Raw genomic sequence first — 24,953 nt, forward strand, 5'->3', positions numbered from 1 at the left:
GCTGTGTCTGAAGACGCGTATGAGTGTGGCGGGTACGGCGCCTGGTCAACCGACCGAGCCCGCGAACTCCCCAGAGCGGCAGGCAAGGACACAGCCCAGCCCCCCCCCATAGCCGAGACCAGGGAGGACGGAGGATTCACCGAGGTCTGGGAAGGCCTCAGATACCAAGAGGAAGTCGTCAGGAACGTCTCAGACCAGTGAATGGCAAGAGCGAGCAGAGCAAAAGGGGAAAGCGGAGCAGGGCCAAGAAGAGGTGGGAAGGCACGGGGAACGAGCAGATCAAGGCAAGTACTCGTCCCCCGTGCTGGTCACGAACTCGGGCCTGCCGTATGAACGGGTACGGGCTCGCTCGGTTGCGGATGCTGTGGATGACGGCCGGGGCCGAGAGGAAGGCCTGCCAGCGGAGTGGGAGAGAGTGCGGCGTCTTCCTCCCCGGCTTCCAGAAGGGTGTCGGCGGCGCCCACGATCAGCGGGTCGGGCCGCCCGACCGCGGCGACGTCCTTGCGGTCGTAGTCGATGCGCGCCAGGAGGCTACGGATCGCCTCCAGCCGAGCCCGCCGCTTGTCGTTGCTCTTGACGACGGTCCAGGGTGCGTGGTCGGTGTCGGTGGCCCGGAACATGTCGACCTTGGCGGTGGTGTACGCGTCCCACAGGTCCAGCGAGGCAAGGTCGGTAGGTGACAGCTTCCACTGACGCACCGGGTCGACCTGTCGGATCGCAAAGCGGGTGCGCTGCTCGGCGCGCGAGACGGAGAACCAGAACTTGACCAGCAGGATCCCGTCGGCCACCAGCATGTCCTCGAAGGCGGGGCACTGCCGCAGGAACAGCTCGTAGTCGTCCTGGGGGCAGAAGTCCATCACCCTCTCGACCCCGGCGCGGTTGTACCAGGAACGGTCGAAGAAGACCATCTCGCCGGCGGTCGGCAGATGGGTGACATAGCGCTGGAAGTACCACTGTCCGGCTTCCTGCTCGGTCGGCTTGTCCAAGGCGACGATTCGAGCCCCGCGCGGGTTGAGTCGCTCAGTGAACCGCTGAATCGTGCCTCCCTTCCCGGCAGCGTCCCTGCCCTCGCAGACCACCACCAGCCGCGCCCCCGTCTCCTTCACCCACCGCTGGAGTTTCAGCAGCTCGATCTGCAGAATCCGCTTGGTCCGCTCGTACTCCCCCCGGCCCACCTTCCGGTCGTACGGATAGTTCTCCTCCCAGGTACGTATCGAGGCGCCGTCCGAGTCCAACAGCACCGGCTGCTCCGGCCGATGGTCGTCCACGCTCAGTCCCGCCAACAGATCCTCGGCCTCGGGCCGCTCCGTCTCTCGCTCGTTCACCTCCCGCTCCTACCCCCATGCACGTGATACCTGCCCCAAGATTCGAACGTTTCGCGCCACAATGTCGTGCCATGCCATAGACCGGCCCACTGTGCGGTGCAGCCACGGGTATGAAGACGGACGAGCCCGCGGCGAGCCCCTGAGCTGAGCCGGAACGGGGTAGACACATCGCCTTGGCCCGAACCGGCATGAGGCGATGGTCGCCGCGGGCCTCTACTCCGGGCACGATGCCGCCCACGGTATTGCTGCCGATCGCGTACCCGGCTGAGCTGATCCCGTATGTCACCGCGGGTACCGACGGAGGCCTTGCCGCGCACAAGCCCGCTCGGGACGCGGGCCTGACCTTCGCCGGCAACCAACGCCGGGGCAGGCAGCAGGAAGGTGACTGATGAGAGCCACTCCCCCGGCTGGCGTCGTCCGGAGCGCCCCGGTGCGCGGCGGAACCAGCCCCTCCGCGTGCCACCGCGGGCGGCCACAGGCCCTTGGCGATGGCATGGCCCGGGCATCCTCCCCCAGCCACCCGCCGCCGAATTGCTGCGCGGCCGCTATGCCCTCGGACCGGAGACCCGGGCGGTATCGCAGTACCACGGTGGACAACCGCCCAGGCCCGGCACACGGAAAAGCTGAGGGTCCCCACCCGCTGGTGAGGACCCTCAGTGGTCTGCGCGCCCGTCGCGTGATGTGACGACGTTGTCTCCGTCGTGGCAACGCCTACGATCGGGTTGCCGGGGCGAACATGCAGGTGCCCTGCTACAGGTCACCTATGGCGTGTACGGCGGCGCCCGCGGCCGGTCACGGAGTCGCCAGCGCTTCGTGCTGGTGCTGGTGCTGGTGCTGGTGCTGTCGGAGTGTCAGACACGCCAGATGCGAAGGTGGTACCGCTGTGTGGTGGCGTTGAAGGCGCACTCATAGATGGACGCGCCGCCCCAGCTCACAAACCAACGGCCGGCATGGTCACACTCGGCCGGGGTGGCGTAGTCGCCCCGGGGCGACCAGTTCGTCGGCCCGACCACCGACGCGGCCTGGGGGGCGGCCTGGGCCGTCGGAGCGGTCATGAGTCCGGCACCTGCCATGGCCGCCGCGACGGTCACGGTGGCGAATACCTTGCGAACAGACATGAGGTTGAGCCCTCCCTCGTCGTCTTCGCCCTCGGGGTCCCTGCCCCGGTGGCGAAAAGAAGAGTGCTCTTGCGTATCGGCCGAATCAACAGGAAGCGCATATTCTATTCTGAATTGGCTTATATATTGATAATCCGGCCGATAATATGCGTGCGGCACGCAGATGGCGGGGCTTACTCGTGTAGCTGAGTTCCACGCCGACATCACAGCCGTCATGACGACGAGTCAGAGGGGTTCAGTTCCGGATAGGTCCGGACCATTATGGCGAACCGATCGAGATCCGGCCGGTCATGAGCGAGGACTTCACGGCACGACCGGCCGACCCCCACGACGCCCGGCGCGGGCAGCGCGCTGCCCGGACCGATGAGCGATGGACCGATGAACGGCGTGGCCGGACATGACCATGGACGCCCCCAAGCCCCAGTAGCGCGTCCCGGGCGGAACCACTCCTTGAAGCGCACGTTGCCGTGGGAGGCGCCGTGGGTGACCATCTCTGCGGCAGCGGGGTCCCTGAGTGCCCGCGGGCACATGTCGCGGCCGCCCACGCCGGATCGGCGGGCCCCGGACCGAGCCGCCGACCGCTGTTGATCGAACCTGCCCCACCCCTCTTACGCCTTTTACGCGCCGATCCGGAACCTGGCGACGGTGGCGAACACGCCACCCCCACAGCTGTACGTCCACTCCTCGTGGGACGAATGCGGGTTCGCTGGCGGTATGAACGGCGGTACCGCCCGTCGGCGTACATGCGGTGGCCGTTCCGAGGATGATGCGGGCGGCGGTCGCCCCCCGCCCGGTCAAGCGAGATCTCTAGGAGATCACCGAGGATGTTGCCGTGGGGGCGGTTCCGTCGGCGGCCGGTTCGGCGTCGGGTGTGCCGCCGCCCCGGTTCCTGGCGTGCCCGCCGGGGGTGGATGTGCCGCGGGAGGCCCTGGCCTCGGCGAGGACCGCTCGGCGGAAGGTGCGGCTGCGGCCCCCGCAGTCCGCGCAGATCGCCGGGCTGCCCTCGGCGGAGGGGTCGCGGTCCATCTCCGCGGCGATGTAGGAGTGGTCGCAGCGGTGGCAGCGCACCCGGGTCTCCCAGATGTCGTCCACCTCGTCCCGGGGGTCGAGCCCTCGGCGCAGCACCGGGGAGTTGGCGACGCGCAGGGCCAGCAGATAGAGCACGATGCTGAGGACGAAGGTCAGCGGCGATGACCAGGTAGTGCCGAAGGTGCCGGTGAATTCGAGGACCATGATGCCGGTGAGCGAGGACACCAGCCACACCACTGCTCCCGGGGCGATGGTGGCGACGCGTCCGGGGCGGAACTCGGGCAGCCCGTCACGGTCGCCCTGGCGGTGCAGGACGATGTGGGTGAGCATGATGCCGACCCAGCCGACGACGAACGCGCCCTGCCACGCGAGTGCGGTGAGCACGTAGCTGAGCACATCGGTGAGCATGATCAGGTAGGTGACGAGGCTGGCGATCGCCAGGGCGGCGACGCGCGGTATGCGGATGTGGAAGAGCCGGGCGACCGTGGCTTCCAGGTTGGTGGAGGCGACGTAGTAGTTGGCGGTGTTGATTCGCGACTGGGTCAGCCAGACGACCCCCAGTCCCCAGACGCCCATCAGGCCCACGATGGTGTCACCGATCGCCGTCTCGGTGGGCGCGCCCGCCTTGTTGGCGACCAGGACCAGGAAGATGCCGATCATTCCGTTGACGAAGTAGCAGAAGAGGTAGAAGACGGGGCCGAAGGTGACGACGCCGTGGTAGCGGCTGTCCTTCGGCTTGCCGAAGCGGCCGAAGTCGATCGTGTACATCATGAACACGAACACACCCATGTAGACGAAGAACGCGTACATCCAGCCCGGCGCCCCGAGGTCCGGGGTGATGTCGGGGGTGTGGGTCAGCCAGCCGGAGGGCGGGTACTCCCGTACCGCCAGGATGATCACGATCATCAGGCCGGTCCAGTACAGCGGGAGCAGTGCCCCGTTGAACTTGTCGAGCCAGCGCCGTACACCGCCGATGGCCATGGGGACGTTGCTGAGGATCGAGATCGCGTACCAGACCTTGATGTCGAGGACACCGGTGTAGGCGTGGAGGGCGTGGGCGATGACGGAGCCCTCGAAGACGGCGTAGTAGATGGCCGTCGCCGCCAGGACGAGTGGAGCGAGCACGGAGCCGATGTACCCGAAGACCCGCTGAGAGATCAGGGCCACGGTCAGCCCGGTACGGGCCGCGTACGAGGAGAAGAAGTAGTTGACTGCTCCGAAGACGGCGACGGCGAGCAGGATGCCGATCAGGGTGTTGACGGTGCCGACCGTCACGGCCAGCGTGGCGGCCGTGACGAGGTAGAACATGCCACTGACCAGCGCGTACCAGGTCATGGTCAGCGACAGGCGGCCACTGCGCCAGGTGAGCGGAACGATATGGGTGGAGTAGTCCTCATTCGTCGCCTCCTTTACGACCCGGGGGTCGTCGGTATAGGAGACGTCGAGGGGGACAGGGGTAGAGACGTCCGCACGTGAAGAAGTCACGGGAAGTCCTCGGGGAAGGCCGCCAGATAGCGGGGCGGGGAGCGTCGTGCGAGATCGACGCGGGGCAGCTTGGTCGGCCTTGAGGCCTTCCGGCATGGGCGGCCTCGTGTGGCCAAGCTCAGGGCCGACGAGCCCATTTGTCAACGGTCTCGGGTGAAAATTCCGCAAATTCAATGGAAATCACCATTGAACGCGGCTTCTACCTACGGATTTCGTTGTGTCTGCCGAGGTCGGGCTGCCGGCAATGTGATCGCGACGAGCGCCGGGGCGATCGCCGGGGCGCGGTCGGCTGCCGGCTCAGCGTGAAGCCACCCCCGAGGGCTCCGGCGACCAGCGCGAGTAAGGACGCAAAGGCGCGGACGGCGTTGCCCGGCGGAGCCACTCGCGGCCGATTCGACCCAGCGGTCGGTGTGCCGGTGACGCATGTCGTCGTGATCCCGGCGACGGCGAACCGTCGCGCGCGAGCGGTCTGGAGGCCCGGCGCCGGGACCGCGACGAGCGCCGTGCCCCAGGACTCACCCGGGCGGATGTCGGCGGCGAACCGGCCCCCGAGGAGGGCCACTTGGCACATCAGGCGGACGACGAGGGTGCTCGTGACGCGGCGCGGCCGCAGGCCGTCGGCGGGCAGGCCGCGGGTGAGCCGGAAGGCCATTGCCGAGCGGGCCGCGAACGCGCGTGTGGCGGACGCGGCGCGGGCGGCATACCGATCGATGGCGTGCGTCCCAGGATGCCGAACAGGACCAGGTCGCCGGTCATGTCGGCGGTGAAAACGCTCCTGAGGCCCAGTAGGCCAGAGCGCCCGCGGCGACGGTCAGCAGGAGCGGGAGAACATCAGCGAGCAGCCCTGCCCCCCGGTCGGCGGACCGCGCGGAAACGGGCACGGCGGGCCCGGCAGGACGGGCGGGGAGCCCGCCGCTCCCGGGGTTCGCGCCGCTTCGAGCAGGACGGCGGGACCGGCCGGGGCATCGCCGGGTTGAGTGAGCACGCTGGCTGATCCTCCGTCTCCGTTGCCTGCCGGTTGCCGTTGCCGCGCACGGCGGCCGGGTGGCGGAAGGGCTTGACAGGGGGGAAAGCGTGTACGAACAATAAGCCCACTTGGTCGGACCATCTGACTATCTTGGCCCACCGGCAGGGCCGCTCGATCACCGAAGGCACAGCACATGGCGTACACAGACCCCGAGAGCCGCGTTCGTGAACTCGGTCTCGTCATCCCCGACTTCTCCGCCCGGCCCTACTACGGCGGCGACTACGGGTCGATGAAGCCCCACCACATCAGCGGCAATCTCCTCTTCCTGGGGGGCCACACCGCGGACGACGCGGACGGCAACGTCCGCAACCCCGGGCGCTTGGGCGCGGACGTCACCATCGAGGAGGGCTACGAGGCCGCTCGGCTGACGGCGCTGAACTGCCTGGGCGGGATACGGCTGGCTCTGGGCTCCCTCAACCGCGTGAGTTCCCTTGTACGCTCTCTGTGTTTCGTGGTCACCACCCCGGAATTCGAGGATGTGCACAAGGTGTCGTCGGGGTCCACCGACCTCTTCCGCGATGTCTTCGGCCCCGAGGCGGGACTCGGCGGACGCGCCACCATCGGCGTGATGAGCCTGGCCCGGCGCAGCTGCTTCGAGAACTGGCTCACGGTCGAGATCGACGACTGACGCCGCCGCGCCTCGGGGTCGCCATGTTCCGCCGAGGGCGCTGTCCCGGCAGCGCGGCGACCCCGAGGCGCGCCCCTCACCCACCCGACCCGACGAAAGGCCACCCGGTGCCCATCGACTGGACCCTGATCGCTCCCGAGGCCGGTCTCGGGCCGCACCGGCTCGCCGGACGGCTCCAAGGACTGATCGAGGAGGGGCGGCTGGCTCCCGGCGAGCGCATCCCGGCCGAACGGGAACTGGCCGAGGAACTCCGTATCTCCCGCACCTCCGTACGGGAGGCGCTGCGGGAGCTGGAACTGCGCGGGCTCGTGGACCGCAAACCCGGCCGGGGCACCATCGTCACCGGCGCGAACCGGCCTGACCTGCACCCCCGCCAGCTCGGCGACATGACCAACGCCGCGCGTCTGGTGCACGAGGTGATGGATCTGCGCTCGGCCGTCGAACCGCCCGTCGCAGCGCGGGCGGCGGTGCGCGCCACCGAAAGCGATCTCCAGCAACTCGCCGAACTGCTCTCCCGGGCCGATCGCGAACGCGACCGGGAGAATCTGGCCGCGCTCATCGAGCTGGACGGCGCTTTCCATGTCGCCGTCGCCCGGGCGGCCCACAACCCCATGCTCACCCGGCTCCTGGAAGCCACCAATGAATGGGTCGGCCCGTCGCGCGACCCCGCGTATCAGAGCACCGAACGCCTGGCCGCCTCCCTGCGCGGACACCGCCGTATCCTCACGGCTCTCATCAGCCACGACAGCGACGCCGCCGCGCAGGCCATGGCCGACCACCTCAGCGAGGTCCAGGGCATGATCATCGGTGCGCTCGGCCGGGGGCTCGACGACCCCCCGACGCCGTCCTGATCAGGGATCCGGTCCCGCCCGTCCGTTCACCCCGCCGTACCAGGCGTCCGCCACCGTACTCAGGAAAGCCCTCGCCATGCCCAAGCCCCTGTCCCCGCCCGCCCGGACCCGTTCGTACGGCCTGGCCACTCCCCATGCCCTGGCCACCGGCGCGGGCGATGCCGTCCGGCGTGAGGGAGGCAACGCCGTCGACGCGGCACTCGCCGCGGCGATCGCCCTCACCGTCGTCTATCCGCACCAGTGCGGTGTGGGGGGCGATCTCATCGCGCTCGTCGCCCTGCCCGACGGGCAGGTGATCGCCGTCAACGGCAGCGGCGCGGCACCGCTCGCCGCCACTCCGGACGCTCTGCCGGGTCCGCTGATGCCGGTGACCGGTCCGCACTCCGTGACGGTTCCCGGCGTCGTGGCCGGCTGGGCCACCCTGTCCGAACTCGCCGGCAAGCTGCCCTGGCGGCAGTTGTTCACCCAGGCCATCGCCTACGCCCGCGATGGTGTGCCCACCGCTCCCGGTGTGGCCACCGCGCTGCGCGAGGAAGCCGGTGAGCTGGTGTCCGACGACGGTATGCGTGGCGTCTTCTTCCCCGGTGGGGAGCCGCTCACCGCAGGGGTGACCCTGCGTCAGAGCGCGCTCGCCGAGTCGCTGGCACAACTGGCCTCGGACGGTCCGAAGGCGTTCTACGAGGGGTCTCTCGGGGCCGGGCTGGTCGCCCGGTTGCGTGAACTCGGCTCCCCGATGACCACGGACGACCTCGCCCGCCACGCTACCGAGACCGGCCCGCCGCTGTCGGCCGTCTTCCGCGGCGAGGAGTATCTGACGGCCCCGCCGAACTCCCAGGGCCTGCATCTGCTCCAGGCCCTCGGCCTCATCGAGCGCCTGCCCTCCGACGCCGATCTCCTCGGCGCCGACGCCCAGCTGACGGCCCAGGTCTTCGACGCGATCACCCATGACCGCGAAACCCACCTCGCCGACCCCCGGCACGTAGCGGTGCCGGTCGGCGAACTCCTCGGCTCGGCGCATCTGGACGCGCTCGCCGCCTCGATCCTCGCCCGGCCGCGTCCTCGCCCGCAGGCCGGGCCGGCTCCCCAGGCCGCCGCGTCGCGGCCCAGCGGTGACACGGTCGCCGTGGTCGCCGCCGACGACGAGGGATACGCGGTCTCCCTGATCCAGAGCCTGTTCCACAGCTTCGGTTCCGGCATCCTCGACCCCGCGAGCGGCATCGTCCTGCACAACCGGGGTTCCTTCTTCGACCTCGCCCCCCACTCCCCCAACCGCCTGACCGGCGGCCGCAGGCCCGCGCACACCCTGATGCCGGTCCTCACCCGCCGGAACGGCACCATCACCGGGGCCCACGGCACCATGGGCGGAAAGGCCCAGCCCCAGATCCACGCCCATCTCGCGCTGCGCCTTCACGCGGGCGACGACCCGGCGCTCGCGCTCGCGCGCCCCCGCTGGGTGATCGGCGGGCTCGGGGTCGACGAGCCCGCAGGGGTGGCCTCCGTGGAGAGCACCGTGCCCAACGCCGCCGTGGCGGCCCTGCGCGGCAGCGGCTATCGCACCGAGATCCTGGGCGACCTGGACGAACAGGTCGGCCACGGACAGCTCGTACGCCGAACCCCTGAAGGTCATTTCCAGGCGGCGACCGACCCCCGCAGCGACGGCTCCGCCACGGCGACAGACGCCTGAGCCGCGGACCGGTTCCTTCCTCTCGGCGGCGCTCGCGCAGCTCAGGAATCCAGTGGGGCAACGAGACCCGCAAGGGCCGACTCGACCTCGGACAGCGCCGAGGACGCGAACCCGGGGGTGCCGTCGCTCGCTTGATGCGGCGCATCCTCCCCACGGCCGCGATCTGGTACTACGACCGTACGGATCAGCCAGAGCCGCGCTCACTGACCGCCTACGCCCACTGGCCCCGTCCATCGCCAAGGGAACCGGGCCGTCTGTCACTGAACTACCCCTGGGCGGGCGCTCACACGGCGATCTCGGCGGCGCGCGGTGCGATGGCGGCGGCGGTGGGAGATGCTGACGGCGGCGAGGAGCCGGCCCGACGAAACGCCCTGCCGTCAAGCGGCGTGGCCCAAGGGCATCTGAGGCAGTAGGCGGGGAAATCGCAGGGTGGGGAACAGCTCTGCGGCCAGCCCCAGCAGCCGTAGTTGCTGGGGCGCCAGGCCCGTTACCGATATCCGGTGGATCGGGCTGTCCTGTCGCTGCTGGTCGCAGAGCAGGTTCAGGCCGGAGACATCCATGAAGGTGGCGTCCTGCAAGTCCCAGGTCACCTCGGTCACCTCGTGCGGTAGCGCGGCGGCGGTGGCGCGGAGCGCGGGCACGGTGTGGTGATCGATCTCTCCGTGGGGAGTGATCCAGGCAGCGGTGCCATCGATCATGGTAGTGACGCGCATCTTGGGCGGAGCCCCCTTCCGGGGGTGGTGAGCCCACAGGCGAAACGCCCGAAAGGGCGGCCGACGATGGCGGGAGCTGAATGCCCGGAGTGGGGGCAACGCCCAGACCCCAAGGGCCGGACGTTCACGGTGCCGGCCCGTCTCATGTCCGCCCATCGTCGCACGACAGGATCCGTATGAACCCCGCCCAGTCCATGGAACCCCCCACCGCACATCGCACATCGCACATCGCACAAAGCAGCGCCGAGGGCGCGGGGCGTTGTCATCAGGTCTCCGGGGGCCGGCCACCCGTGCCGGCGTCATCGGACCGGTGTAGGGGCCTGGGTGTGGGACCGGGTCCCCCGCCCCCGCCCGGTTCGGCGGTGTGCGACTCGGGTTCGGCTCCGCGGACGGTGGGCACGGTGCTGCCCTCGGAACCCTCCGGACCGCTGGCCGGGTCGGCGGCCGTCCGGCCCCTACGCGAATCCGCGCAGGGGCCGGGGCCACTCCGGGAAGGCACGCCTTCACCGCGATCTGACGACCACGACCGTCGGGTTCCCGCTTCCGCCGTGCCCGCACCTGGCCGGGCGGGTCTGCCCGCGGCGGATGCCACACCGCACGGTGCGGGAGTTCAGCGAGCGGAGCAGGCACGGCGAGGCTCCGAGCCGCCAGTCCGAGGGCCTTGGGAGCGGAACGTCTCGTCGCTCTCGATCCTGGCCCTGTTCCTGGCGGACTCCGCGTTCGGCAGTGGACCGGAGGCAGGTCAGGCGACGGTCCGGATGAGCTTCTTGTTGACGAACTCCTCGATCCCGGGCCGGCCGAGTTCGCGGCCGAACCCGGAGCGCTTGACACCGCCGAAGGGCAGTTCGGCGCCCTCGGCGCCGACCCCGTTGACGAAGACCATGCCGGCCTCGATCTGGTTGGCGACCCGCTCAGCCTGCGCTGGGTCGGTGGTGAAGACGTACGAGCCGAGACCGTAGGGGGTGTTGTTGGCTATCCGCACGGCGTCCTCCTCGTCGGAGGCGGGGAAGACCATCGCCACCGGGCCGAACAGTTCCTCCCGGGCCGCCGTGTGCTCGGTGGTGAGCCCGGTCAGGACACCAGCCGGGAAGTAGGCACCGCGCCGCTCGCCGACGCTGTGCAGGATCGCTCCCTGGGCCACGGCCGCGTCGACCTGCCGGCCCAGGTTCTCGGCTGCGGCGGCCGACGACAGCGGCGCACCGCTCTCGCTCGCGAGCAGCCTGGCGGTGAACCGCTCGACGAACTCGTCGTGGAGGTGGTCGAGGACCACGAACCGCTTGGCGGCGTTGCAGGCCTGGCCGGTGTTGTCGAGTCGGGCGGCGACGGCGGAGTCGACGACCGCGTCGAGGTCGTCGGTGGACAGGACGATGAAGGGATCGGAGCCGCCGAGTTCGAGGACGACCTTCTTGAGGTGCCGTCCGGCGATCTCCGCGACGGCCGCGCCGGCCCGCTCCGATCCGGTGAGTGAGACTCCCTGGACCCGGGGGTCGGCGATGACCTCGGCGATCTGCTCGTTGGTGGCGTACACGTTGACATAGGCCCCGGCCGGGAAACCGGCCTCGGCGAACAGCTCTTCCAGCAGCGCCGCGGTAGCCGGGCACTGGGGCGCGTGCTTGAGCACGATGGTGTTGCCGAGGGCGAGGTTGGGGGCGGCGAAGCGGGCGACCTGGTAGGCGGGGAAGTTCCAGGGCATGATGCCGAGGAGTACACCCACCGGGCCGCGCCGAAGGACGGCGGTACCGGGACCGGAGACGACGTCGAGTGGTTCGTCGGCGAGGAACTCCTCGGCGTGGTCGGCGTAGTACCGGTAGATGTCGGTGCAGAAGTCGATCTCGCCCTCGGCCTCCTGGAGCGGCTTGCCCATCTCGCGGACAATGCTCGCGGCCAGTTCGGCCCGGTGCTCGGTGTGCAGATCGGCGAGCCGTCGCAGCAGTGCGGCTCGCTCGGCCACGGAGCTGGCGCGTCCCCAGGCGGTAGCCGTGTGGGCGGCGTCGACGGCCGCCGTCACCTCGGCGTCGGTGGCGGTGGGGTAGGTAGCGGTGACCACACCGGTGGTCGGGTCGGTAACGGCGTACATCATGCCTCCTGGAGTCGGTCGGGGACGGCCGCGGCCTGTGTCGTCCCGGGGTGTGTGGGTGCGTGTGCCGCGCGCCGGGTGGAGGAGCGGCTCACGGCTCAAGAATCGTTCGGACGCCGGTGTTCGACCGGAGATCGTCGAAGGCGGCCGCCGCCTCGTGCAGGGGACGGGTACGCCCGACCAGGTCGTCCAAGGGCAGTCGGCCGGCCAGGTAGAGGCGGGCCAGTTTCGGGATGTCGATCTCCCCGATGCTGGAGCCGTAGTTGCAGCCGAGGATCCGCTTGCCCTGGTCGGCGAGGTCGAACGGGTCGAACTCGGCGGTCGCGCCGGTCGCCGCCATGCCCACGAGGACCGCCGCCCCGCCTGAGGTGAGCATGGCCGGGAGGGTGCCGATGACCTTGGGGCTTCCGATCGCCTCGAAGGCGTAGTCCACCCCGCCGAACTCTTCCTGACACCAGGCGGCGACATCGGTCCCGGCACCGTCGAGGGTGTGGGTGGCGCCGAACTTCCGTGCTGTGGCGAGGCGTTCGGGTGAGAGGTCGACGGCGATGACGGGGTCGGCTCCGACCAGGCGCAGACCCATCACGACGGAGAGTCCGACTCCGCCCGTGCCGATGACCACCGCGGACTCGCCGGGGCGGACGCCCGCGGTGTTCACGACGGCGCCGACGCCGGTGGTGACGGAGCAGCCGAGAAGGGCACCGATGTTGAAGGGGAGCTCGTCCGGGACCTTCACCGCGGCCACTTCCGGTACTACCAGCCGCTCGGTGAAGGCGCCCAGTCCGAGGTAGGGCCACACCGGCTCGCCCTGGTCGTCCGCGAAGGGGGTGCTGCCGTCGGGGAGCATGTTGGCGACGGCCTTGGTGCCGGTGCACAGCCATGCCATCCCGGCCACGCATTTGCGGCAGCGGCGGCAGGGCGCGAACCAGGACAGGACGACGTGGTCACCGGTCTTCAACGAGGTGACGCCGGCTCCGACCGCGGTCACCACTCCGGCCGCCTCATGCCCGAGGACCAGCGGGCGGTCGCTGGGCCAGTCGCCCGTGACGACATGCAGGTCCGAGTGGCACACGCCCGCTGCGCGTACGTCGATCTCGACCTCACCGGGCCCGGCGGGCCTGAGCGACACCTCACGTGAGCCCAGCCCTGAGAGGGGGTCGAAGACGATGGCGGGGGAGAGTTTCGACGGCATCACGGTGCCTTCACCTTCTCAGTGGTCGGGGTTGCGGGGTCGGTGGCAGCGGCGGCGGGGAGTTTGGCGTGGGGCTTGGCGATCGCGACGTAGAGCAATCCGGCGACGAAGAGGACGGAGAAGACCAGGATCACGGCCCAGACCTGGACCCAGCTGCCGTCGGCCGGGGCGAGCTCGACACGCGGCCAGGCGATGTTGACGGCCTCGAAGAGCAGCCACACGACGGCGAGCACGTTGATCACCAGGCCGGTTCGTCCTAGCTTGAACAGTCCCGCGGCGGGGTTCCACCGGCCCGTCAGCCTGGCGACGAGCGCCACGACCGCCACCGTGAGGAAGATGAAGTAGAAGCCGCCGGAGCCGAAAGCGATCAGGGTCGCGGCTGCGTTGCCGTTCAGCCCGAGCAGGAGTCCGAGGCTGGCGAGCACGGCCGTCGCGATGAGCGAGACGTACGGGATCTGGCGCGGCCCGACGGTGGCGAGCTTCGATGAGAAGGGCAGCTGGCGGTCACGGGCGAAGGAGTAGACGGCGCGGCCGATGTACGTCTGGATCGAGATGGCGCAGGCGAAGAACGCGATCAGGATGAGGAGGATGAAGGGCTTCTCGCTCCATCCGCCCAGTCCCTGTGTCACGGCGGTGAAGACCGGGTCGGCCAGTGCGCCGGACACGGCGTCCTCGGGTTTGCGCAGGGCGAGGGTCACGGCGAGCCCGGTCAGCAGGACGGTGAAGGCGACGAAGAGGTAGGCGCGTAGGAGTGCCCGGGGGACGCTGCGTCGCGGGTGCTCGGTCTCTTCGGCGACCTGTGTGGTCGCGTCGAAACCCAGGAAGGCCCAGCCGGCGACAGCGAGAGCGGTCAGGAAGCCCGCGAGCGCGGATCCGCCGGAGACCGACTCCGCGCCCAGTGTCTCGAAGAGGATCCCGAAGCCGTTGTTGTGCACGAAGACCAGCAGGAACACGCTCACCGCGATGGAGGCGACGCCCTCCGCGATGATGCCGGCGTTGAGGAAGTGCTTCACCGGGTTGACACCGAGGAGGTTGATCCCGAGAGCCACCGCGACGAAGACCACACCGAGGAGCACATGGGTGGCCGCGGAGAGCGTGCCGTCGCCGAAGAGCATGTGGAGCCAGCTCGCCCCCAGGTAGGCCACGGTGGTCAGGGACGCCACGGCGGAGGCGAGGTAGATCCAGCCGACCAGCCAGCCGAGCCGTGGTCCGCCCAGCCGGCGCACCCACTGGTAGACCCCGCCCGTGATGGGGAACTGGGACGACAGCTCCGCGTAGACCACGGCGACCATCAGCTGTCCGAGGAAGGCGACGACGACCGCCCAGATCCAGGCGGGGCCGGCGAAGACGAAGCCCAGCTGGACAACGGCGTAGACCCCGACGACGGGCGAGATCGTCGCGAATCCGATCGCGAACACCGCCCACGCGGACAGGGTCCGTTTCAGCTCCTGCTGGTAACCGTACTCGGCGAGTTCGCCGGCGTCGGTGCGAGTGTCGTCCACGTTGGTCTCCTGTGCGGGTGCTGCGCGCTGTTTCGTGTGCGCGGGCGGTGCCCGTGCCGCGGGTTGGGAGTCGGCGCGGGTGCGCCACAGGCGCCGGTTCGAGGGGGTGATGGTGCACCACTCCCCCGCCGCTGGGGGCGATCTCTCACCCCTGAGCTGCGGTTTTCTATAACCCTACCGCTATTGGTCGCATGGCCAATTGCCGATTGGTCACTCACTCAATAGCATTCGCTCCATGACGTCAAGAGATTCCGGCACCCGAACCCGCAAGGCACCGGCCGAGCGCCGCCACGAGATCATCCGCGCCGCCGCGCAGGTCGGGCTCGCCGAAGGACTGGAGTGCATCACGCTGCGGCGGGTCGCCGAAGAGCTCGATGTCCAGCCCGGACTGGTCGGCCACTACTTCCCCGCGGCCGACACGCTGGTGGCGGAGGCCTTCACCAGTGCCACCATGGCCGAGCTCGACGGCCTCCTCCCGGAAAGGCCGGACGGCCCCGGGCACGAGACCCCGCTGAACACCCTGCGGCGCTTCTTCACCCTCCTCGCGAGCACCGAGTTCGACAACGTCAGCAGGCTCTGGTTGAACGCACGGCACCTGTCGCGCTATCGCCCTGTGCTCCGCGACCACGTCATCGAGCAGGAGCTGCTCTGGTGCCGCCGGATCGAGCAGCTCATCACCGAGGGCACGCGGATACAGGTCTTCCACTGTGCGAACCCATGGGCGACGGCCGTGCGCATCCTCGTCGCGATCGACGGAACCAGCGCCTACATCAACACCAGCGCCGACGCCCGTACCGCGCCGATCGCAGACCTGCCCCGCACCACCGCGGAGACGGAACTCGGACTGCCGCCCGACAGCCTGGCGACCCCCTGAAACCGCCGCCGGACGCATCGCACTGGCCTATCGCTGGGCAGTCGAACGAACATGGGCTGGGTGATGCCCGCCCAATGGCACGGGCGGGACCCACGAACGGCTCATCCAGCATGGCGAAGTCTTGATCACTGGGACGGCGATCACCCTTGTGACCAGGTGCCTCACCCGCGAAAGAGGGATCTGACGTCCTGACGACACCAGATCCGTCCTGGACCGTAGATCAGCGTGGCAGGGGTTCCTCGTCGGTGGCCGGTCGTGCGGGAGGCTCGACGTAGTCATGGGTGTCGTCATGTTCGCGCGTCTGGCGTTCGATCCGCTCCGCATGAGCCTGCGGTTCTGGCGATCGTGCGGGAAGCCGGGTCGTTCACCCGATGCCCCGACTCCAACCGGAACCGATCGGCCCGGTCCGGCGCCCGGCGGATCAGGGATCGGCGGCCAGTTGAGGCGACGACACCCCAGCCCCGAGCCCCTGCCGTCGTCCGGTACGACACCCAACCGATCTCGTGGCGCCTGTTCACCACGCTGGCCGCGATGGGCTCTCGGCGTTCGGCGGTAGGCCCGCCCCCTGTGGATACCGCAGGCCTTTCGTGGCACCGCGGCGGCCGACCAGCCGTCGGCCTCCACGACACCACGAGTCCAGTCCCGGTTGTCGCGCTGGAGGCGGCGTGGGTGGGCTGGTTCAGGTGAGGAGGCCCTCAAGCGCGGCAGCAACGGCGGCGGTCAGGGTGATGACGGCGGCGAACGCGGTGGCGGCGCGGGTGAGGGCCGTGGGGTAGGTGGCGCCATCCATGCGGGCGAGCTTGCCCGCACCGGCGGCAGCCAGCAGCGCGACGACGGCCACAAGGGCGATGGCGAGGAGGACGACAGGGACGGTCACGGCACACTCCCGGCAGGGGTAGCTGGCTGACGTGGTCGAAGGTCGCCGAAGCGGTGTGCGCCGTGGTTCGCCGGGTGGGAGGCGGACCACGGTGAACACATCACGGCACCCGGGGGCGGGCATCCCCCACGACCAGGACGACCGCCCTCTGGCACTCACCGAGTCGAGCAAGTGGCCGGCCGCATTCGTCAGGAAAGGGACGGGCACTGGGGGCGTATCACCGGGTCCAAGGCCCTCCGGGACGGCGGACCGGTGCCGTCCGCCCGGGTCACGCAGCGCCGCACCGGGGGCGGGATCCCCTGACGACATGCCGAACGGTAGAAATACCTGGCCGGAATACCCCTAGGGGGTATAGTGTTGCGACAGATGCCGGGGGCACGAAAGACACCCGAGCGCATCGCAGAGCACGCATCACACAGGTGGAGACACGATGAAGAACGATTCCGGCCACGATATGACCAGCCACAGCGGCCACGGCAGTGCCCTTCCCGGGGGACTGTCGGTCTCCCAGAGCGGGTACACCGTCGAATTCGACTCGACGATCCTCTCCACCGGGGTGCAGACGGTCACCTTCCGGGTGACCGGCCCCGATGGACAGCCGGTCACCGAGTTCACCCCCGAGCACGAGAAGCAACTGCACCTCATCGCCGTCCGGCGCGATACGACCGGGTTCCAGCACGTGCACCCGGTGATGGACGAGAAGGGCACCTGGAGCGTCGAACTAACCCTGGAACCGGGAGACTGGAGGTTCTTCGCCGACATCCACCCGACCGGTTTCGACGGGACCATCACGCTGGGGATCGACGCCTCGGTCGCCGGGCAGTACGACCCGCAGCCGCTCTCCGAGGACACCCGCACCGCTCACGTCGGCGAGTTCAGCGTCACCCTCGACGGCGAACTCGTGCCCGGCGAGGCAAGCGACCTCACGCTCACCGTCAGCCGGAACGGGCGGCCTGTCACCGACCTGCAGCCCTACCTGGGCGCGTACGGGCATCTGGTGGCGCTGCGGGTCGGCGACCTGGGCTACCTCCACGTCCACCCGGAGGGCGAGCCCGGTGACGGCACCACCGAGCCGGGGCCCGAGATCACCTTCATGGCCGCCGCACCGTCCGGCGGCACCTACCGCCTGTACTTGGACTTCCTGCACGACGGCGTGGTCCGGACGGCCGATTTCACGGTGCGGACCGCCGCGATCACCCCCCGCTCGGACACGGCATTCCAGGCAGCACCCGAGCACATGAGCCACAACGGACACGCGCACCACTGACCGCAGGAACGTCACTGGGTGGCTGCCGCGACATACAGCGCGGCCAAGGGGCGTTCGACGAGTCGAGCGCCCCGCCGCCCCCGGAACAACTCCACGCCGGAAGGACCGTCATGCCCCGCCTGACCCGTCTCACGCCCGATACAGCGGTCGGCGCATCGCGCGACCTCCTCACCGAGTTGGTCTCCCGCCACGGCCAGATCGGCGAGATGGTCTCCACGATGGCGCACTCGCCCGCCGTTCTGGGCGGCTACCTCCAGCTCAGCCGGGCCATGGGGCGCGCCAAGCTCAACCGTAAGATCAGCGAACGGATCTCGATCGCCATCCAGGTCCTGCAGGGTTGCGGACTGTGTCTCGACGCTCATGTCAGCGCCGCCCGCGCAATGGGAGTGGACGAGGAGGAGATCGAGCGTGCCCACGCGGGCACCTCGGCTGATCCCGCGATCGCGGCGATCATCGCCCTCGCCATCCAGATCTACCGCGAACCCACGTCGATCACCGACGAGCAGGTCGTCGCATTGCGCGAGCACGGCTACAGCGACCGCGCGATAGCCGACGTCGTCGGCGTCGTCGCACTGAACATCCTCACCGGTGCCTTCAACCTCCTCGCCGGCCTCACGCCGGAGAGCGGCGCCGATGAGTAGAGACATCCCGGCCTCCCTCTGTGGGGCCTGTCCTCCGATCCGAGGCCGTGCGCCACCGCATGGACATGGAAGGAACACGCCATGCGTCTGTTCGCCAACCGCGACTACCGCCTCCTATTCAGCGCCCAGATCATCGCCCTGTTCGGTACGGGGCTGACAACAGTGGCCCTCGGACTGCTCGCCTACGACCTCGCCGGCCCGCGCGCCGGCACGGTCCTCGCGACCGCCCTGACCGTCAAGATGGTCCTGTACGTGGTCATAGCTCCGCTCGCCGCCGCGTACGTCGACCGCTTCCCCAGAAGAACCCTCCTGGTCCTCCTCGACGTGGTGCGCGCCGCAGTGGTCCTGGCACTGCCACTCATCACCGAGGTCTGGCACATCTACATCCTGATCGGCCTACTCCAAGCCGCGTCCGCGGCCTTCACCCCGACGTTCCAGGCCGTCATCCCCGACATCGTCACCGATGAGTCGGACTACACACGCGCCCTGTCGGCATCCCAGGTCGCCTACACCATGGAAAGCCTGCTCAGCCCCGTACTGGCAGCGGTCGCCCTGGCATTTATGAGCTTCAACTTCCTGTTCCTTGGCACCTCCGCCGGATTCTTCCTCTCCGCCCTGCTCGTCCTGTCGGCGCGCATTCCCAACGCCCGTCCCAGCGGCCACGCCCAGGCATGGGACAAGGCGGCCTCGGGGATCAGGACATTCCTCAGGACACCGCGGCTGCGCGGCATCATGGCGCTCAACCTCGTGGTCGCGGCGGCAGGATCAATCGTCGTCGTCAACACCGTCAACTACGTCCGTGACGAGCTCGATGGCTCGCAGTCGGATGTCGCATGGATGCTCGCCGCCTCCGGCACCGGAACCCTCCTGGCCGCCCTCGTACTACCCCGCGTACTCGACCGGGTCGCCGCCCGCACCGTCATGGTGGCCGGCGCCGGAGTCCTCGTGGGCGGCACGATCGCCGCGGTGGCTCTCACCGCGACCGGCCTGACCACTTGGACCGGTACGGCGATCGTCTGGACCGTGATCGGCATCGGAATGGCGCTGGTCGTCACACCGACCGGCAACGTCCTGCGCTCCTCCGTCGAACCGAACGCGATCCCCGAGGCCTTCGCGGCCCAGTTCTCCCTGTCCCACCTGGCCTGGCTGATCACCTACCCCATCGCGGGGTGGCTCGGTACGAACGCCGGCTTCGCTCTCACCTGGTCCATCCTGGCGGCCCTCGCCGGGGCGGGCGCCGTCGGCGCCCTCCTCCTGTGGCCACGCCACGACGGACGGCGAGCCGAGACCGGACCCGCGACGTCCGACCGGACCCCGCTTCGGAAGGACAGGTCCACCCTGGCCAAGGCCGCGTAGGCGCTCTGCCGGTCTACCGGTTTGCGCGCACGCACACGATCCTGGTCAGGCGCATGATCGAACAGGGCTTCCTTGAAGCCCTGTTCGATCGTGTCGTTGCCTCGCCGCACTGTCCGCCTCTTGTTCTTGCCGGGCATCCCGTGACCGCGGCTGCTGCCGCCGATGCCCACACCCTGGCCGGCACCTCATGGGCCCGCGTCACGGGCCACTGGCCGCTGGACCACCGAGCGAAAGGCATCCACCCGACGCTCGCCCGCGCCGAACTCCATGCCTTCCTGGCAAGCCGATGCCTCCCCCTCCACGACCGCGTTCGGTGGCCCGCGGCGCGGAACACACCGCGCCCCATCGTCCCGGGTCGCGCCAACGACCGGCCCACTGCCGCAGAACCGGCCGAGACGATCAGCGCCCTCGATACGCCCCACCAGCGAACGTGACGCCCCCTCTCCACAGGTCTGTTTCCGTAGTCACCGAGGTGAGCTCTCGGTCTATCCGATCCGCTGGAGCGCCTTGTCACGACGCTCGGCAACGGCGGAGCCCGACTCGCGACGGGCCATCCGGCGCAGCACCATCGGGGCCGCGATCAGGCCGAGGGCGGCCCAGGCCCCAAGAACGCAGATGGTCTCCACATGCCGCCAGGATTCGCCGAGTTCGACGCTGGCCGCGCTGTCCGGTAGCAGCGCGGAGCGCATGCCGAGGCTGAGCCAGTAGAACGGGAACGCCTGGGCGGTCCACTGCAGCCACTCGGGCAGTGCGGTGATGGGATAGAAGACGCCGGATATCGCGACCAGGCCCAGGACCGGGATCGACACAAAGCCCGCGCCCCGGGGGGTGGAGATCAGTGCGCCGAGCATGGCGCCGATGGACTGGGTTGCCACCAGTCCCAGGAGCAGCACCCAGGTCAGGGTGAGCCAGGACCCGACGCTGGCGACGTCCAGTCCGTCGACGATGAACAACCCAGGGATCAGGAGGATCGCCAGATATGCCAGGGTGCTCCCGGAGGCCGTGACGAGCTTGCCGATGAAGTAGCCGCTGATGCCGTTCGGGGTGGCCTTGGCGCGCAGCAAGGTGCCGTCTTCGCGGTCTGCGGTGAGGTACTGGATCACCAGGAGTGCGCCCAACGCGATGAACATCCCAAGGGTGCCCGGCAGTGCGAGGGTGCCCAGGGTGAACCCGCTGGCTCCGTAGCTGCTGTCTCGGAGGAGGTGGATGGCCGTCAGGGTCGCCACCGGCCAGAACAGTTGGCCGATCAACTCGGTGCCGGAGAAGGACTGCCGCAGTTCGATCAGGCCGCGGCTCAATCCGACTCGCAGCAGTGTGGCGGTCAAGCTCATCGGGCTGCCTCTTCCTGGTTCTCCTTTGAGCTGTTCATCCCGGTTGCCCGGCTGGGGTGGGATTCGGTCTGCTGGACCAGGGAGAGATAGGTGTCCTCCAGGGAGGACACCCGGACCTCAAGGTTGGCTACGGCCGCTCCGTACCGTTGAAACAGGTCGAAGACGAACGGGGTGGATGCACTGGGCTGATGGATGAACCGTTGTCCGCCGTAGGTCCAGCGCACCTCGTCCTTGCCCGCGATCTGCTGGGCGAGCTCCTGTGCCGTGCCGTCGGCGACGATCCGGCCAGCGTTGAGGATCAGGATGCGGTCGGCGAGCTTCTCCGCCTCATGAAGGTCGTGGGTGGTGAGCACGATCGTGGTCCCCTGCTTCTCGGCGAGGTGGAGCACAAGGTCGTGGAACTCGCGTCGGGCCTGCGGATCGAGCCCGGCGGTGGGCTCGTCAAGGAAGAGCAGTTCGGGGCGGCCCACGATGCCGATCGCCACATCCAGCCGGCGTCGCTGGCCACCGGAGAGCGTGTTGATCTTCTTGTCGGTGTGCTCGGTCAGGCCGACGGCGGCTATCAGCTCGTCCGGGTTCCACGGCCTCCTGATCAGCTCGGTGGAGTAGTCGGCGTAGTAGGAGCCAAGGTGGCCCAGCAGCTCGCGCACTCGCCATTTGCCATGGTCCCGCCACGACTGCAGGACCACCCCCACTCGCGCCCGCCACCGCTCGTCGCTGTGCGCCGGGTCGGTGCCGAGTACCTCGACCCGGCCGGCCGAACGCATCCGGAAGCCCTCCAGGATCTCGATCGTCGTGGTCTTGCCCGCCCCGTTCGGTCCGAGCAGGGCCAGTACCTCTCCGCGGCGCGCCTGGAACGTCACGCCGTGCAGGACATCGTTGGTGCCGTAGCGCATGCGCAGCCCTTCGACATCCAGAGCGACCCGCGTCACAGCCCACCTCGCACGCGCTCCACGAGGTCGGTTCGACCCTCCTCGCCGGCCTCAGGCTCGGCGCGATCCACGACCGCTGGAAGGCACCTGTCGTACGGGCTCATCCCGCCTCCTCACATGACTCCGCGGCAATGAGCCGCTCGGCGTACTTCTCATGGACCGCCTGACGCCTGATACCGAGCGCCTCGGCGGCCTACCGCCAGATCCAGCCCGCCCGCCTCGCCTGTTCGACGGCGGTGTCTTCGAGTTGGCCGGCCAGGCGGCGGCAGTACGGCGACAGGCACGAGCGACTCCGCTGGCTCCCCGCCCACCGTATGAGCAACTTTGGTTGACTAACTCACTTTAGTCAACCCTGATTGCCAAAAGCCGCTACCGCTCAGAGTGGGGCGACCCCGACCCAGCGGGCGGCCGGGCCGGTACGGACGGTTCCGGTTTCGTGTTGGGCTCGGACCTCCGCGCGATGGCTTCCGCAGCGACTGAACGACGCAGCTTGGCCATCGGGTCACCGACCTGCCCCGGAGCGATCGCCGGAACCTGTGACGGAAGGCCGCACCGACCCAGCGGTGGTAGGCGTCCACGTCGCCGTCGCTGCCGCACACGATCGTGGGGATGTGTCGCTCGGCGAGGCGGTCACGGTCTTCGGGGGCGCCGCATTGCCGGGCACGGCCGACGGTTCGACGACGGCACCTCGCCAGGCGCTGATTCGGCACAGGCTCTTCGAACCGCGCCCAGACATTGTCCAAAGAGCCCGGAACGGGGTTTCCAGACAATCCCCAACCCTCTGGAATCAGTGAGGTAGGCGCCCTGAACCGCCTGCCGTCATTCCTCAGGGAGCTTGGCCCATACGGCGTGCCGGACAACGTCGGATGGTCCCGTTCCCACACGAGAAAGGGAGAAGCACCCATGTGCACACGCTCCTCGGTGCCGTGCCTGGACCCGCCCCGCCCGAGCGGCGCCGCCACCCTCCGGGTCGTGGCTGTCCATCAGGCCCGGGCAGCGGGTGAAGCCCCCACGACCGGCGGTGTCTCCCTCGCCTACGGGATCCACCAGGAACCCCCTCCCCGTAGTCCGCGCCGTGGTGATCCCGTCGCAGCCTCGGATCGTCCTCCGTTCATGAAGAGACCGGGCCGATCTCTGAGGGAGCTTGAGCGTGGATCGGTCCCGGAGCCGGCTTGGCAGCCAGCCCCTGACCACAGAGCCTCTCGCCCATGGGCGAGAGGAGAAGTTCAGGCGAACCAGGGGTACGACGTCGTGTCCACTCTCATGGCCCCGGCTCATGCGGAGTTGGATGCCCCATGTCCCAGAGGGGAGTGGTCGTGAGCGGCAGCATGCATCCGAATGCCGCATCCACACCGGCTGACCTGGTCGCGCACATGCGTCGGCTGAAGGAGCGATCGGGTCTGACCTATCGACAGATCGCTGCCCGAGCGGAGGAAGCGGGAGACATCCTGCCGTCCAGCACGATCGCCGGTGCACTCGCGCGGCAGACGTTGCCGCGGGAAGACCTTCTCAAGGCCTTCGTCCGCGCCTGCACCCGTGACGAGCAGATGGTGCAATCGTGGGCCCAGGCCCACAGGGCGGTCACCGCCCAGGGCCGACAACCCGCGCCCCTCCCCCTTCTCGCCCCCTCAAGGGCGCGGATCCTCCCGCTGGCATCCCGCAGGGGGGCGAGTCCGCAAAACCGCCGGAGCCGACCGCTGCTCACCCTCATGCTCGCTACCGCCTGTGGAACAGCCGCCTGGCAGATCATCACCGGAGCTCGCTGGTTCACCAACAGAGCAGGTGGGCCGATATCCGTTCTCCCAAGCAATCAGTAGAGGCAGACACCCGCGCTCATACTCCCAAGCGGACTCCTGTTGCGGGTGAAGTCGGCGTTGCACCGCCGACCCGGATCGCCCCGTCCGTCACGTCGTAGAAGCGCGGAAGCAGACTCGCGAGTGTCGTCTTGCCGGCCCCCGAGGGTCCCACGATCGCGGTCACCTGGCCCGGCGGACAGATGGCGCTGACATCCCCGACCACCGTGGTCACCCCGTCGTAGGAGAAGGAGACGCGGTCGAACTCGACGCCGTGACCGGATGGCGCCTGTGGCCGTACGGGCTCGGGCAGCGGTGCCCGGGACAGTAGCCGCTCGATGTCGGCCGCACCCATCCGTCCCTTGCGCACCCCCTGGGAGGCGGTCACGGCGGGGAGGATCGAGTTGGGCAGCCCGATCGCGACGACGAGGAACGCCACCAGATCCGCGACGGCGAGCGACCCGTGGTCGACGAAGGCCAGCCCGGCGGCCGTCACCACGGTGAGGACGGCCATCTCCGAGCCGAACAGCCGCGATGCCGCCGAGCTGTGGCGAACCTCCGCGACCCACGCAGCGAATGCCCGGGTGTGCTCGTCCACGGCGTCGTCGAAGCGGCGCAGGACCCGACCCCCGGTGCCGAACGTCTTGACCACCTGGATCCCGTCGGCGTACTCGACGCTGGCGGCGCTGATCCGCGCCTCAGCGGCGATCAACCGGTTCATATGGGTCGTCATGGACCGCAGGGAAACGCGGTAGCAGACCCCCATCAGTCCCAGTACGCCCAGCACGATCAGCGCCATGGGCAGGTCGACGAAGGCCAGCTAGCCCGTCCCGGCGACCATCACCGCAACCGCCCCGGTCAGTTGTCCCAGAGCGTGCGCGATGACCTCGTGCATCTCCTCCAGATCACCCGTCAAGGCCCTCTTGACCTTGCCCGAGCCCGCAGCACGGAACCAGCCCAACGGCAGTGCGCCCAGGTGGCGCACGATCCGTGTGCGCAGGTCGTGCAGGATCGCCGCGTCCGCGTAGTGCCCCACCCGAGAGGACCGCACGAGCAGCAGGAGCCAGAGGCCGGCGCCCCCAGCGCCGATGCCGACCCAGGTCCAGATGGCCGCGTGCGCCCCGGCGGGGTCGTCGAGCATGAGCCGTGCCATTTCGGCGACGGCGACATAGGGCACGATCCCCGCCGCCGCGCTGAAGGCCGAGAGGAGCGCGCAGGCTATGAGGTGGGTCCGGATCGGCGCGAGCAGTC

Annotated in this window: 22 protein-coding genes and 1 pseudogene; 10 read left to right on the top strand and 13 right to left on the bottom strand. The window is 69.3% G+C overall.

Annotated features, from left to right (window positions below; translation table 11 throughout):
• Positions 1-308: 308 nt before the first annotated feature.
• On the bottom strand, positions 309-1,325 hold the full coding sequence (gene ppk2, locus NBG84_RS07720; RefSeq protein WP_250918543.1) for a polyphosphate kinase 2: 1,017 nt from the start codon (positions 1,323-1,325) through the stop codon (positions 309-311).
• A 227-nt stretch (positions 1,326-1,552) separates the two neighbouring features.
• On the opposite strand from ppk2, the gene NBG84_RS07725 reads away from it, so the two are divergent.
• The gene (locus NBG84_RS07725; protein ID WP_250918544.1) at positions 1,553-1,714 is read left to right on the top strand and encodes a hypothetical protein; all 162 of its coding nucleotides are present in this window, start codon (positions 1,553-1,555) and stop codon (positions 1,712-1,714) included.
• Between the two features lie 462 nt (positions 1,715-2,176).
• On the opposite strand, the gene NBG84_RS07730 is transcribed toward NBG84_RS07725, so the two are convergent.
• The 3 genes from NBG84_RS07730 to NBG84_RS41485 form a co-directional block, all read right to left on the bottom strand.
• Entirely contained in the window at positions 2,177-2,443 is a 267-nt protein-coding gene (locus NBG84_RS07730) for a hypothetical protein (RefSeq protein ID WP_250918545.1), read from the bottom strand.
• A gap of 807 nt (positions 2,444-3,250) precedes the next feature.
• Positions 3,251-4,957: a purine-cytosine permease family protein gene (locus NBG84_RS07735; RefSeq protein ID WP_250918546.1), complete on the bottom strand. Its 1,707-nt coding sequence runs from the start codon at positions 4,955-4,957 to the stop codon at positions 3,251-3,253.
• 199 nt (positions 4,958-5,156) lie between these two features.
• Positions 5,157-5,669, bottom strand: a complete 513-nt coding sequence (locus NBG84_RS41485; protein WP_425608595.1) for a DUF1275 family protein — start codon at positions 5,667-5,669, stop codon at positions 5,157-5,159.
• Between the two features lie 448 nt (positions 5,670-6,117).
• Here NBG84_RS41485 and NBG84_RS07740 point away from each other — a divergent pair, with 448 nt between their 5' ends.
• The 3 genes from NBG84_RS07740 to NBG84_RS07750 all read left to right on the top strand — a co-directional run bounded on the left by NBG84_RS07740 (position 6,118) and on the right by NBG84_RS07750 (position 9,147).
• A complete protein-coding gene (locus tag NBG84_RS07740) occupies positions 6,118-6,612 on the top strand; it encodes a RidA family protein (protein WP_250918547.1) in 495 nt (164 codons plus the stop codon).
• A 107-nt stretch (positions 6,613-6,719) separates the two neighbouring features.
• Positions 6,720-7,463: a FadR/GntR family transcriptional regulator gene (locus NBG84_RS07745; RefSeq protein ID WP_250918548.1), complete on the top strand. Its 744-nt coding sequence runs from the start codon at positions 6,720-6,722 to the stop codon at positions 7,461-7,463.
• A 76-nt stretch (positions 7,464-7,539) separates the two neighbouring features.
• Positions 7,540-9,147, top strand: coding sequence for a gamma-glutamyltransferase family protein (locus tag NBG84_RS07750; RefSeq protein WP_250918549.1), 1,608 nt, complete (start codon positions 7,540-7,542; stop codon positions 9,145-9,147).
• A 377-nt stretch (positions 9,148-9,524) separates the two neighbouring features.
• Here NBG84_RS07750 and NBG84_RS07755 read toward each other — a convergent pair whose 3' ends face one another.
• The 4 genes from NBG84_RS07755 to NBG84_RS07770 all read right to left on the bottom strand — a co-directional run bounded on the left by NBG84_RS07755 (position 9,525) and on the right by NBG84_RS07770 (position 14,631).
• The gene (locus NBG84_RS07755) at positions 9,525-9,860 is read right to left on the bottom strand and encodes an STAS domain-containing protein (RefSeq protein ID WP_250918550.1); all 336 of its coding nucleotides are present in this window, start codon (positions 9,858-9,860) and stop codon (positions 9,525-9,527) included.
• A 742-nt stretch (positions 9,861-10,602) separates the two neighbouring features.
• Positions 10,603-11,940 carry an NAD-dependent succinate-semialdehyde dehydrogenase gene (locus tag NBG84_RS07760; protein ID WP_425608588.1) on the bottom strand — a complete coding sequence of 446 codons (1,338 nt, stop codon included), beginning with the start codon at positions 11,938-11,940 and terminating at the stop codon, positions 10,603-10,605.
• An 88-nt stretch (positions 11,941-12,028) separates the two neighbouring features.
• A complete protein-coding gene (locus tag NBG84_RS07765) occupies positions 12,029-13,129 on the bottom strand; it encodes an alcohol dehydrogenase catalytic domain-containing protein (RefSeq protein WP_250918551.1) in 1,101 nt (366 codons plus the stop codon).
• The gene (locus tag NBG84_RS07770) at positions 13,129-14,631 is read right to left on the bottom strand and encodes an APC family permease (protein ID WP_250918552.1); all 1,503 of its coding nucleotides are present in this window, start codon (positions 14,629-14,631) and stop codon (positions 13,129-13,131) included. Before NBG84_RS07770 ends, NBG84_RS07765 begins: the two co-directional genes overlap by 1 nt.
• 235 nt (positions 14,632-14,866) lie before the next feature.
• Between NBG84_RS07770 and NBG84_RS07775 the strand changes: the two genes are divergently transcribed.
• A complete protein-coding gene (locus NBG84_RS07775) occupies positions 14,867-15,505 on the top strand; it encodes a TetR/AcrR family transcriptional regulator (RefSeq protein WP_250918553.1) in 639 nt (212 codons plus the stop codon).
• A 679-nt stretch (positions 15,506-16,184) separates the two neighbouring features.
• On the opposite strand, the gene NBG84_RS07780 is transcribed toward NBG84_RS07775, so the two are convergent.
• Positions 16,185-16,382 carry a hypothetical protein gene (locus tag NBG84_RS07780; protein ID WP_250918554.1) on the bottom strand — a complete coding sequence of 66 codons (198 nt, stop codon included), beginning with the start codon at positions 16,380-16,382 and terminating at the stop codon, positions 16,185-16,187.
• Between the two features lie 430 nt (positions 16,383-16,812).
• Here NBG84_RS07780 and NBG84_RS07785 point away from each other — a divergent pair, with 430 nt between their 5' ends.
• The 4 genes from NBG84_RS07785 (at position 16,813) to NBG84_RS07800 (ending at position 20,080) form a co-directional block, all read left to right on the top strand.
• Complete coding sequence (locus NBG84_RS07785) at positions 16,813-17,649, top strand: hypothetical protein (RefSeq protein ID WP_250918555.1); 837 nt, start codon at positions 16,813-16,815, stop codon at positions 17,647-17,649.
• A gap of 110 nt (positions 17,650-17,759) precedes the next feature.
• Positions 17,760-18,290, top strand: coding sequence for a carboxymuconolactone decarboxylase family protein (locus tag NBG84_RS07790; RefSeq protein WP_250918556.1), 531 nt, complete (start codon positions 17,760-17,762; stop codon positions 18,288-18,290).
• 81 nt (positions 18,291-18,371) lie between these two features.
• Positions 18,372-19,646 (top strand): MFS transporter, encoded by a 1,275-nt coding sequence (locus NBG84_RS07795; RefSeq protein WP_250918557.1) that lies wholly within the window; start codon positions 18,372-18,374, stop codon positions 19,644-19,646.
• 53 nt (positions 19,647-19,699) lie between these two features.
• Positions 19,700-20,080: a hypothetical protein gene (locus NBG84_RS07800; RefSeq protein WP_250918558.1), complete on the top strand. Its 381-nt coding sequence runs from the start codon at positions 19,700-19,702 to the stop codon at positions 20,078-20,080.
• Positions 20,081-20,131: 51 nt separating this feature from the next.
• Here the strand turns inward: NBG84_RS07800 and NBG84_RS07805 are convergent, their stop codons facing one another.
• Positions 20,132-20,977: an ABC transporter permease gene (locus tag NBG84_RS07805; RefSeq protein ID WP_250918559.1), complete on the bottom strand. Its 846-nt coding sequence runs from the start codon at positions 20,975-20,977 to the stop codon at positions 20,132-20,134.
• The gene (locus NBG84_RS07810) at positions 20,974-21,873 is read right to left on the bottom strand and encodes an ABC transporter ATP-binding protein (protein ID WP_250918790.1); all 900 of its coding nucleotides are present in this window, start codon (positions 21,871-21,873) and stop codon (positions 20,974-20,976) included. The genes NBG84_RS07805 and NBG84_RS07810 overlap by 4 nt, the downstream gene beginning before the upstream one ends.
• Positions 21,874-23,225: 1,352 nt before the next feature.
• On the opposite strand from NBG84_RS07810, the gene NBG84_RS07815 reads away from it, so the two are divergent.
• Positions 23,226-23,726, top strand: coding sequence for a helix-turn-helix domain-containing protein (locus NBG84_RS07815; RefSeq protein ID WP_250918560.1), 501 nt, complete (start codon positions 23,226-23,228; stop codon positions 23,724-23,726).
• A gap of 16 nt (positions 23,727-23,742) precedes the next feature.
• On the opposite strand, the gene NBG84_RS07820 is transcribed toward NBG84_RS07815, so the two are convergent.
• Positions 23,743-24,057, bottom strand: coding sequence for an ATP-binding cassette domain-containing protein (locus tag NBG84_RS07820; protein WP_250918791.1), 315 nt, complete (start codon positions 24,055-24,057; stop codon positions 23,743-23,745).
• Between the two features lie 120 nt (positions 24,058-24,177).
• Positions 24,178-24,879 (bottom strand): annotated as a pseudogene (locus NBG84_RS07825) (ABC transporter transmembrane domain-containing protein); the annotation flags it as partial.
• Between the last annotated feature and the right edge of the window lie 74 nt (positions 24,880-24,953).

The organism is Streptomyces albipurpureus, from assembly GCF_023701525.1.
In the GTDB taxonomy this organism is placed as follows: Bacteria; Actinomycetota; Actinomycetes; order Streptomycetales; family Streptomycetaceae; genus Streptomyces; species Streptomyces albipurpureus.